This is a genomic window from Acetobacter musti, from assembly GCF_011516835.1.
In the GTDB taxonomy this organism is placed as follows: domain Bacteria; phylum Pseudomonadota; class Alphaproteobacteria; order Acetobacterales; family Acetobacteraceae; genus Acetobacter; species Acetobacter musti.
In genome coordinates, this window is the sequence record NZ_WOTB01000008.1 from 146,559 (window position 1) to 156,339 (window position 9,781).

The following is a 9,781-nucleotide window of genomic DNA, read 5'->3' on the forward strand; positions in this document are numbered from 1 at the left end:
ACTTACGCCCGCATCTTCCGAAAATCTTTGCTGATTTCGTAAAGACATCGGAAGGGTGTAAATCCCATCCGCTGAACACCGCCGCCGGCACCAGACCGATCACCATCAGTCCATCGCCTGTTCGCCTGCACGAACAGATTGCCACCGGCATTTCGTTCCACTCCCGCCTCTTCGGGAAACTCCGTCAGGCCAGGTACATTTCCCGACGACAGCGCTGCCTTCAGAGAAGCACCAGATCGTCCCGATGGATCAGCTCGTCGCGTCCGTGCCAGCCAAGGACTGCCTCGAACTCTTCCGAGCGCCGCCCGGCAATCCGGCGGGCCTCGTCAGCCGCATAGCCGCACAGCCCGCGCCCCAGTTCCTCGCCGTCCCGGTCGATGACCCGCACCAGATCGCCGCGCTCGAATTCCCCCGTCACCCCGACGACGCCGGCTGCCAGCAATGAGCCTCCCTGCGCCAGGGCTCGCGCCGCTCCGGCATCGACGATGATCTCGCCGGCCGGTGTCAGTCCTCCGGCAATCCACCGCTTGCGCGCCGAACGGCTGTCCGCCCCGGGCAGGAACCACGTGCATCGTGCGCCGTCCCGCAAAGCCGCCAGCGGATGCTCGCGCTTGCCGAGCGCGATCGCCATGGCACAGCCCGACCCGGTCGCGATATGCGCCGCCACAAGTTTTGTCCGCATCCCGCCTGAGGAATATCCCGGCGGAGGCGCCCCGCCCATCGCATCGATTTCGGCCGTCAGCGTCTCCACCACCGGGATATGCGCCGCCTCCGGGTCCGTCCGCGGATCGGCCGTATACAGACCATCAATATCCGAGAGCAGGATCAGCTGATCCGCGTCAATCATCTGTGCGACGCGGGCAGCCAGACGGTCATTGTCGCCGAACCGGATCTCTGTCGTCGCCACGGTGTCATTTTCGTTGATGACCGGAATACATCCCAGCCCCAGCAACGTATCCAGCGTCGCCCGTGCGTTGAGATACCGCCTGCGATCCTCCGTGTCGTCCGGCGTCAGCAGCAGCTGCGCCGCCGTCAGCCCGCGCTCGGACAGAACCGCGCTCCAGGCCTGCGCCAGCCGAATCTGTCCTACGGCGGCGGCGGCCTGCTTTTCTTCCAGCCGCAGCGCCCGCCGCGTCAGCCCCAGAGAATGCCGGGCCAGCGCAATTGCCCCGGACGAGACCAGCACAACCTCTGTCCCGGCCGCCCGTAACGCAGCGATATCGTCCGCCACCCCGGCAAGCCAGGCCTCGCGGGGGGCCGCGCGCTCCGGATCGACCAGCAGCGCGCTGCCGATCTTCACGACAACCCGACGCGCCGAGGCGAGATCCGGAACCATTCCCGTCATGCCTCGTCGTCAGCCTGCTGCGTTTCCGCCGCACGCTCCGCCCGCGCTTCGACCACATGTTCGAACAAAGCCCGCAACACTTCGGTCACGCCCTGCCGCGCCACTGCGGAAATGACCATCACCGGCGCTCCGGATGCCTTTTCCAGCGCCCGTTTACGCCCGGAAATCTGCTGCGGCGACATCGCGTCTGCCTTGTTCAGCACAACGATCTCCGGCTTGTCCGCAAGGCCGCCGCCATACTCCGCCAGTTCATGACGGATTGTCCGCCAGGCTTCCACGACATCCCCGGCCGAACCGTCGATCAGATGCAGCAGAACCGCGCATCGCTCGACATGCCCCAGGAACCGTGTTCCGAGCCCTGTGCCCTCATGCGCGCCCTCGATCAGCCCCGGAATATCCGCGATCACGAAATCCTCGGTGACCGACAGCCGCACGACACCGAGTTGCGGATGCAGCGTTGTAAACGGATAATCCGCGATCTTCGGGCGCGCCGCCGATACGACGGACAGGAAAGTCGATTTCCCGGCATTCGGCAGACCGACGAGCCCCACATCTGCGATCAGTTTCAGACGCAGCCAGACCCAGCGCTCTTCTCCCGGCCAGCCCTTATCGGAGCGGCGCGGCGCTCTGTTCGTGCTGGTCTTGAAATGCGCGTTGCCGTGGCCGCCGTCACCGCCCCGGCAGAGCGTAACGCGCATGCCCGCTTTATCGAGATCGGCCAGCAGCGTTTCCCGATCGTCATCCATGATCTGCGTGCCGATGGGCACCTGAATCACTACAGGATCTGCCGCTGCACCGGTCCGGTCCGATCCGGCGCCATTGCCGCCCTTCCGGGCGCGGAAATGCTGTGTGTAGCGAAAGTCGATCAGCGTGTTCAGATTCGGGACAGCCTCAAAAATGATGTCTCCGCCTCTGCCACCGTTACCGCCGTCAGGGCCACCGAACTCGATGTATTTCTCGCGACGGAAAGCCGTGACGCCGTCACCGCCGTCACCCGAGCGCACATAAATCTTAGCCTGGTCGAGAAATTTCATCGTCGCTTTCCGGTATCCGTCCAGGCAGGGTTGAGCCGGGGATACAAAAAGGGGCCGATCCTGATGGACCGGCCCCTGTCTGATACTCTGAACGCGGAATAATTCCGCGCCGGGCCGCTTACTCGGCGGCGACTGGCAGTGCGTCGACAGAGACGTGGACGCGGTTGTCGCCACGACGCTGGAAGCGGACGCTGCCATCGGCCAGAGCGAACAGGGTGTGGTCACGACCGATGCCAACATTCGCACCGGCTAGCATCTTCGTGCCGCGCTGACGAACGATGATGTTCCCGGCGATGACGGCTTCGCCACCGAACTTCTTTACACCGAGGCGACGGCCGGCGCTGTCGCGTCCGTTACGGGATGAACCGCCTGCTTTCTTTTGTGCCATGAGATTTGCTCCTGGATTAACTGGCTGTGATCGATCTTCCTGTCAGAAGAGATCAGGCAGCCTTGATCTCGCTGATGCGCAGGACGGTAACCGGCTGGCGATGACCATTCTTGCGGCGGCTGTTCTGACGACGACGCTTCTTGAAGATGATGACCTTCGGGAGGCGGTCCTGAGCAACGACTGTCGCTGTCACGGTCGCGCCGGAAACCAGCGGAGCGCCGATTGTCGTGCTTCCCTCGCCACCAACAGCGAGCACTTCAGAGAAGGTGATGGTCGAACCGGCTTCACCTTCGAGCTTTTCGACCTTGAGCACGGAGTTGGGCGTCACACGATACTGTTTGCCGCCGGTGCGGATAACTGCGAACATACTGTCTTTCCGATCTGTCGGCCCCTCGCGGCGCTTTGGCGCAGGCGTAAGGTCCAGTCGCTTTTTCTCGTTGGCCGCACACGCAGCCTGCCCCGCCTGTTGCCGGCGGAGTGGCGCTTTTACGCGGCAGTCCGCCGCACAGTCAACCAGAATCGGTTCTGCGATAAAAATCTCTCTTGTGCCGGGAGCCGGATTTCCCTAAAAGCCGCTTCAGACGCCGGAAGGCGTGCGGAGAGGTGCCAGAGTGGTCGATTGGGGCGGTCTCGAAAACCGTTGTGCCTTATGGGTACCGTGGGTTCGAATCCCACCTTCTCCGCCAGTTGATATATCCCATAGCAGTCTATAGCGTTTCAAGCACAGAAAGACTGGCAGTTTTCTGCCACTTATGTGCTCTATGACGCGCTGTGATGTTCCTTCAAGCTCATGCATTGTGGGGGTAGATATGGGGGTATCATTTCTGGTGTTGGGGTATCAATGCTGACAGACGTTCAGCTGCGTCGCCTCGCACCCCGAGAGAAGCCATACAAGCTTGCCGATACAGGCGGACTGTTCATTCTGGTCCAGAAAAATGGCTCGCGTCTGTGGCGCATGAAGTATCGCTTTGGTGGGCGGGAAAAGCTGCTCGCTTTTGGCGCTTACCCTGAGGTGACGCTTGCAGCGGCCCGTGACGCCCGTGATCAGGCACGCGCGGAGCTGCGGGCGGGCCGTGATCCATCTCTGACCCGTCGTCAGAGACAAGCGCAAGCCAGGCGCACTGATAGACAGCTGCAGCATGTCGGCGAAATGTGGATTCAGACTCAATCTGCCCGGTGGACACCCCGACATAGTGAAGACGTTCGAACGAGTCTTCAGCGTCTGATCTGGCCGCATCTGGGGCACATCGACCTGGACGATATCACTGCTCCGATGGTCCTTGAAGCAATCAGGAAAATTGAAGCTGGGCGTGCGAAGGAAACGGCGCGCCGGATCAGACAGAGATTAAGTGCAATTTTTCTGTTCGGTATCGCGCATGGGCTGGGTTCTCATGATCCCGCCGCCGTTATCAAAGGCGCTCTGGCTCCTCTGAAGAAAGGACGGCAACCTGCCCTCATTGATCTTGATGCGCTAAGACAGCTCTTCCAGGACGTCGAAGCCATCCCGGCCCATCCGGTTACGCTTCTGGCGATGCGTTTTCTGGCTTTGACTGCTGTGCGTCCCGGTGAAGTACATGCAATGGCCTGGCATGAGGTGTCTGCGGACAGAACCACCTGGGTCATTCCAGCAGAGCGCATGAAGATGCGGCGTGAGCACGTTGTTCCCTTATCGCGTCAGGCACGGGACATTCTTGATGCGGTCTCTACGCTGACGGGCAGAGGCCCTCTTGTTTTTCCTAATGCGCGGTGGGCCCATCGCCCGATGAGCGAAAACGCTCTCGGTTATCTTCTGCAGCGGGCAGGCTACGCTGGCAGACAGGTGCCACATGGTTTTCGTGCTTCGTTTTCGTCCATCATGAACGAGCATTATCCGCAGGACAGAGCTGTCATTGATCTTATGCTGGCACACTCAAATCAAAACAGAGTTGAAGCCGCGTATAACCGGGCTCTGCATATGGAACGTCGGCAGGAGCTGGCTCAGATATGGGCCGATCTTCTGATGTCAGACGCAGCCGACGCCGTGACACTTCTACAACACAGAAAACGGTGAGGTCGGTGATCGTCGTATCGAGTAAATTCTTCCATTCATTTCATTCTACACATGAGTCATGAGTTATTCTGTTTTATATTCAACAGTTTAGTGTTTTTTCTACTCGTGCGTCTTTTCAATCCATTCATTAATGCTGCTTTCGCTCCATCTCACCATACGTGTGCTCAACCTGTGCGTCGCCGCTGGAAATTTTCCCAGCTTAATCCTTTTGCGTACGTGAGAGGCCGACATGGACACGCGTTCGCACACCTGAGCAATTGTCAGAAGATTTTCTGCCATCATTACCTCCGAGAAAACATATACTCCAATAATTACTTTAAAAATTAGAGTATATCGAGGCATATCGCCTCTGATGCGAATGGTATATCTCGAAAAAACGCGACTTAAAACAATAAAATATTTTTATCTGCACAAATATAGAAAAAATTCCTGATAATCAGCAAAAAATAGTGCCGAATTCTTCAGCTTGTTGCCAGAATCATGTATTCATATGTATATTTTCATATATTCTGGACTTGACACGTGAATATATGCGGCTTTGCAATTTCCAACCATTGAACTCAAAAATAACATTCGCTCATATTTTTAATATAAATATGAAAAGGAGAAAACATTACTCAATATGTTCAAATAAACAATAAAATAAATTGAAGTTATCCGATATTACTCTAATACGAAAATGAATATTCTAATTTTATTTCAATGATTTATTTACTGCACATAAAAAAGGCATGAATTCAAGTGATGTAAAAATGATCATTTTCTGCGCGAATCGGATTCGAATCGAGAGGATGCGTCTTCTCCACAAACATGATCATCGCCCGTATCTGTCGATGTCAGGCCAGATTCTGGCTGCAACATTGGTAGCAGCCCCAAAGTAGCGCAATACCAACGATGAAAAGGCGGATCTGCGGGAAGGATGGATCCGACGGATCCCACAGGGACAGGCAGGACAAGCCTCCAAGCTGTCCCACAAGGAACGTCATGCGCGCTGGACGTTGAAGTTCACGAAAGCGAAACGAAAGGAGGACGGGAGTATGCCCGCAACAGACTTGGCCATCCCGTTCTTTGGCTACAAATCTCATATTTCCATCGACCGGAAATTTCGTCTGCTCCGCAAATGGAAGACGACAGATGCCGCCGCCAGTGATGGTGCGCGATTGAGAGAAGGCTTGCTTGATAAAACCAATACAGCCTCAACACTCTGGGCAAACACAGTCTTCCGTTCAAAAGCCAATGAGGACTTTATGGAAAAGCAAAGCTTTGTCTCAAAAATCCATCGCAAGAAGCTGCATCCCAAACCTATGCCCCGGCACACCCAACGCTCCAATGCCGGGAAGTCCGTCATCCGGCCGCATGTCGAGAATGTCTTTGCCAATCAGAAATCACAGACGAGGCTGTTCGTCCGGACTGTAGGCATCGCTCGAGCCACCATATGAGGATCGGGCAGGCCAACATCGTCTATAATATGCGCCGCTTTCTCCTCTTGGAGCGGATTAACGCCGCCGCGAAGCAATCCAGAGCATGAAACCCTCTCTCTGTTTAAAACGCAGAGTAAAAATCACCATGCAGAGCCTTCAATACCAGACTATAAGCCCAAAATCAGGCAGAAAGGTCTTCAATCAACGATTCTTCGAGCCCGCCACTTGTAATGGTTTTGTGCCGGTCATCTGAGCGTTTTAAGTTCGTATCAGGAGACCGACGAGACCATGAAGCATACTGAAGATTTCAAGCGCTATTTTAAAACTACCGCACTGAAACGTCCGCATCTTCTTTCGGTTAATTCTCTATGCGTCGGAGAGAACCAGAACCACCTCGTCACTCACAGATGAGAGAGGATTTCAGAGAGTTTTTTTCTATTTTTAGGATAATCTTTTGAGGACGGTTTATACTCACACGCAGGATAGTTGGAGCAGCTTTGGAACTCACCAAAGGGTCCTGTCCGTGTGACAATCACTCCTCGCTTACATGCCGGACATCGCTGCTCCTCAATCTTCTCCCCATGGAGATTCGTCACTGTGACCGCTTTGTCAGCGACTAGTTCATCGAGAAAGGTGGAGCGCTCACCCTTAACCGTGAACATGATCACCGACCGGCGAGCACGCGTCAGTGCCACATAAAACAGCCGTCGCTCTTCACCTTGAGGAAAGTTATCACCCGAGGGCATGGCCATCTGCAGTACAGGATCATCCGTCCGCGTACTTGGAAAACTAAGGCCGCGTAAACGGCTGATCATTGATGGCAGAATGACATAGTCGGCTTCACTGCCTTTTGAGCTGTGAATCGTCACGAAAGATAGCTCAATCTTGCTGCCGTACTGAGATTTCCAGCGCCTCAGATGCTCCGGTTTATCGGCCCTATAACGTCCTAGAAAAAATACTGATACGTTACCATGCCGCCCCAAAGGAATGTGTCCGGCACATATTCCTTGGTAGAGAGAGGCCAGAAATTCTCCGACGGCTCGTTCGAGTTCACGCTCTTTGCTTACCTCGAATGCCTGGAGCACGGGGCCGACGGCTGGCGTGTCCGAATGCACCCGCTTACGGATCTGTGTCGGATTCTTAGTGACGAAATGACTAGAGACATCACACAGCGCCTGCGGGCAACGAAACGTCTGCTCCAGCTTCAGAAGCTGTCCATGATCGAACCAGCGTTCGAAGTCTGTCATGACCGACACGTCTGCTCCGGCGAAACGGTTGATCGACTGCCAATCGTCGCCAACGGCGAAGAAGTGGCGTCCCGGTTTCTGTACCATCGCATGACACAGACGGGCACGAGCGCGGGACGCATCCTGGAACTCATCCGCCATAACCAGATCATACGGAACCTGGCAGCGTCCCTGCTCAACATGTTCTGCTGCCATGTTGAGCATGTCTTCAAAATCGACCCCGCCGTCTTCAGCCAAAGCACGATCCCAGTTCGCAATGATTGGCTCAAAAAGATCCAGAAACATGCGATGGCGATACTTGAATGAGCCTTCTGGCATGGCATCCAGACGACGTCGCAAATCTGTAGAATTGAGGCAGTTGCTTTTCGCATGACTGATAAAGCTGCGAACCAGGTAAGCAAGCTCCATCGCTTCCATTGGCCTTATCGCACCCTGAGGAATAGGCCGGTTCGGATTGGGATCCAATTTGACGCCACGTGACGTCAATTCATGAGCAAGATGCTCAAAAACACCGCCGTTTCTTACCTGATGTGAAGTCGTTTCAATCAGCGCAGTCCCCATGTCGTGATGGAGCTGTCGTTTCCACTTCACCCCTTCCACGTAGTCCTTGAACTGGGGCGGCGCTTTGCCCTCTGCATCCAACGCGAAGTGCTCGTGATACAGCTGAATGTCTGGATAATAGAAATCAGGCTTGTATTGTCGATGCGTTACGTCCGCCGTGTCCGTTTCATAAGGGCGCTCGTACTCGTAATGAACACCATTATAAAAAAGCCAGTTGCAGATAATGGCCTCTTCCTGGCTGCGCACGCGCTGGCCATCCAGAGTCTTAATCAGAGCCGTGCCCATTCTGTCCCAGGCGTCGCCCTCGACGGGCTGACCTGGTGGTGACAGATCACGACCAAAGACCATACGAAACATATCCCACCGCGTCCGGAACTCATCGGACTGATCTTTTAGGCGGTCCACAATCTCGAGGATCTTCTCGCACGAGGCTCCGGTATCAGTCGCCCAGGCTGGAACATCGGGTTTCTTACCCGTCGCCTTACCGATAATGCCTAATCCCAACGCATGAAACGTCGTGGCCTCAACGCCATTGCCATCCATGCCGAGGCGTTCAAAAGAACGAATGGCGCGATCCTTCAGTTCCTCGGCTGCCTTTTTATTGAAGGCCATCAGAACAATATTCTGCGGAGCCATAAACCCACGATGGATGGCGTACGCAGCCTTTGCCACCATGATTGAAGTCTTGCCAGATCCGGCCGATGCCACGACCTGCACGCGATTATCGAAACAGATAACCGCTCGCGCCTGCTCCTCCGTAAGCGGGCGGCTCTCAACACTATCAAGCAATACCTTGCAAGCGCTCAACTCGCGCAGGGTATGCTTCTCATTGATTTGCACCCAGTCCGGCTGCCAGCGGCATTTCCATAACCTAAGAGCCGTCTCAATATTCTGCCCTTTCTTACCCAGCCGATCTTTAACAGCAGCTTGCTGAAAACGCGCCTCCAATGTTTCGCCATCAAGAGCAGGCCATGCGGCCAGCAGACTACTTTGGGTTTCATAGGGGATCCAGCGCCGATCGATCTCAGCTTGCTGGAGAATGCCGGTTATTTGACGCAGCCAGTCCTGGATAGTGGCATAACCTTTGAGCACGAAGTCCGTGTCTCTACGGAGCCTCTGTTCACTCAGTACGCTGTCCAGCGCCGCCTGGAGAGCGACAGCTTGGGCATTGGGGAGACCGTCGACCTTCAGTTCATGATCGCTTCCCGGACTTAGCGCGACATCTGCCCAAAAGAGACCTGGCTGCACACGCATGACCGCATCATCGCGGATCGGAGTGCGATGGTCTTCACCATTAAGGACAAGGACAAAATCCTCCCCCTCGAGTTGCAGTCGCCACTCAGGCGAGCCGGTGAAGATCTGCCCCCACTTTGAAGGCTTCCATGCCTGGCTCTGGCTCTTGCTCGACGTCACTCTGCACCTCAGTCTTGTCAGCAGATCCGTTTTCAGGATCCTCGATAGTGCTGACGGCTACAGTAGCCAGAGGCAGAAATGCGGCATCAGCAGCGCTACGGCACTCAAAGAAGCATCTGTCGCTTTTCTTTGGCAATAGCAGACGTTGTTCCATGGGAAGCTCACAGTCAATTTCGGAAATGACATTCGACACCCATCTTACATCCACTTACGCCTCATTTTTGTCATTCAATGCCCGGTTAAGCTTCTCGAATAGCGGACTATTTTCGGTTTTTCTTGACGTAGAGGACAAGAGCGGCCAGCGGTGAAGGTATGGATACCA

At 55.4% G+C, this 9,781-nt stretch carries 7 protein-coding genes, 1 tRNA gene and 1 pseudogene; 3 read left to right on the plus strand and 6 right to left on the minus strand.

Translation table 11 applies throughout. The features are described from left to right. Positions 1–220: 220 nt before the first annotated feature. The 4 genes from proB to rplU form a co-directional block, all read right to left on the minus strand. Positions 221–1,336 (minus strand): glutamate 5-kinase, encoded by a 1,116-nt coding sequence (proB, locus tag GOB93_RS08235; protein ID WP_408742374.1) that lies wholly within the window; start codon positions 1,334–1,336, stop codon positions 221–223. Positions 1,337–1,341: 5 nt separating this feature from the next. After that, entirely contained in the window at positions 1,342–2,379 is a 1,038-nt protein-coding gene (obgE, locus tag GOB93_RS08240) for a GTPase ObgE (RefSeq protein ID WP_173583019.1), read from the minus strand. A gap of 118 nt (positions 2,380–2,497) precedes the next feature. Beyond that, the gene (gene rpmA / locus GOB93_RS08245; protein ID WP_173583020.1) at positions 2,498–2,767 is read right to left on the minus strand and encodes a 50S ribosomal protein L27; all 270 of its coding nucleotides are present in this window, start codon (positions 2,765–2,767) and stop codon (positions 2,498–2,500) included. 52 nt (positions 2,768–2,819) lie between these two features. Next, complete coding sequence (rplU, locus tag GOB93_RS08250) at positions 2,820–3,134, minus strand: 50S ribosomal protein L21 (RefSeq protein ID WP_173583021.1); 315 nt, start codon at positions 3,132–3,134, stop codon at positions 2,820–2,822. 230 nt (positions 3,135–3,364) lie between these two features. On the opposite strand from rplU, the gene GOB93_RS08255 reads away from it, so the two are divergent. Together GOB93_RS08255 and GOB93_RS08260 are read left to right on the plus strand one after the other, a co-directional pair. Then, positions 3,365–3,453, plus strand: a tRNA-Ser gene (locus GOB93_RS08255). A 155-nt stretch (positions 3,454–3,608) separates the two neighbouring features. Continuing rightward, entirely contained in the window at positions 3,609–4,817 is a 1,209-nt protein-coding gene (locus tag GOB93_RS08260; RefSeq protein ID WP_018308250.1) for a tyrosine-type recombinase/integrase, read from the plus strand. Positions 4,818–4,916: 99 nt separating this feature from the next. On the opposite strand, the gene GOB93_RS21490 is transcribed toward GOB93_RS08260, so the two are convergent. After that, entirely contained in the window at positions 4,917–5,159 is a 243-nt protein-coding gene (locus GOB93_RS21490; RefSeq protein WP_173583022.1) for a helix-turn-helix domain-containing protein, read from the minus strand. A 482-nt stretch (positions 5,160–5,641) separates the two neighbouring features. On the opposite strand from GOB93_RS21490, the pseudogene GOB93_RS08270 reads away from it, so the two are divergent. Next, positions 5,642–6,345 (plus strand): annotated as a pseudogene (locus GOB93_RS08270) (transposase); the annotation flags it as partial. A gap of 294 nt (positions 6,346–6,639) precedes the next feature. Here GOB93_RS08270 and GOB93_RS08275 read toward each other — a convergent pair. Next, a complete protein-coding gene (locus GOB93_RS08275) occupies positions 6,640–9,459 on the minus strand; it encodes a UvrD-helicase domain-containing protein (protein ID WP_173583023.1) in 2,820 nt (939 codons plus the stop codon). Positions 9,460–9,781 lie beyond the last annotated feature (322 nt).